Consider the following 1115-nt stretch of genomic DNA (forward strand, 5'->3'; position numbering starts at 1 on the left):
CGTCACACCCCCGGCGCCCGACCTGCAGGACATGCTCGATTCGCTGACCTCCGAGTTCAACTCCTTCGTCCCGCAGGCCCAGGTCGGGGGCGGCAACCCGGGCGGCAACGCCAGTGGCAACACCGGCCCCGACGCGGCGGCCCCGGCCCACGCCAGAGCAGGTGACCGCGGATGACCACACCCCATCTGCTCGCAGGCCGGTACGAGATCGGCGAGGTCCTGGGCTTCGGCGGGATGTCCGAGGTCCACCGGGGACGGGACACCGTCTTGGGCCGCGACGTGGCGGTCAAGATCATGCGGCCCGAACTGGCCCGCGACGAGACCTTCTACCAGCGCTTCCGCCGGGAGGCCCAGAACTCCGCCTCGCTCAACCACCCCTCGATCGTCGCGATCTACGACACGGGCGAGGAACGCACCGACGACGGTGCGCTTCCGTACATCGTCATGGAACTGGTCGAGGGCGACACCATCCGGGACATCGTCAAGATGGACGGCCCCATGGAGGTGGAACGCGCTCTCGGGGTGATGGCCGACGTCTGCGGTGCTCTCGACTTCTCCCACAAGAAGGGGATCATCCACCGCGACGTCAAGCCCGCGAACATCATGATCTCGCGCGACGGGGCCGTCAAGGTGATGGACTTCGGCATCGCGCGCGCGGTCAGCGACTCGACCTCGACGCTCACCACCACCTCGTCCGTACTCGGCACCGCCCAGTACCTCAGTCCCGAACAGGCCCGCGGCGAGACGGTCGACGCACGATCTGACCTGTACTCGGCCGGCTGCGTGTTGTACGAGATGGTCACCGGAACCCCCCCGTTCAGCGGCGAGTCCCCCGTCGCGGTGGCGTACCAGCACGTCCGGGAGTCCCCGCAGCCTCCGTCGGCGATCAACCCCGAGGTCGGTCGGTACGTCGATGCCGTGGTCATGCAGGCGATGGCCAAGAACCCCGAGAACCGGTACGAGACCGCCGGGGACATGCGCACCGACCTGCTCACCGTCCTGAGCGGTGGTCGTCCCGCCGCGCCGCTGGTGCTCTCCGACGATGAACTCGACGACGGCCAGCGGCCCGACGCCCCCCACGGGTTCGCCGGGGCGGGCTTCGGCTCGGGCCGGCC

Annotated in this window: 1 protein-coding gene; it reads left to right on the plus strand. The window is 69.4% G+C overall.

The features are described 5' to 3' along the window. Positions 1-171 precede the first annotated feature (171 nt). Positions 172-1115, plus strand: a 944-nt coding sequence (gene pknB / locus IY392_RS16960) for a Stk1 family PASTA domain-containing Ser/Thr kinase (protein WP_194861866.1), incomplete at its 3' end; no start/stop codon positions are given.

The organism is Dietzia sp. SYD-A1, assembly GCF_015356725.1.
Lineage (GTDB): Bacteria > Actinomycetota > Actinomycetes > Mycobacteriales > Mycobacteriaceae > Dietzia.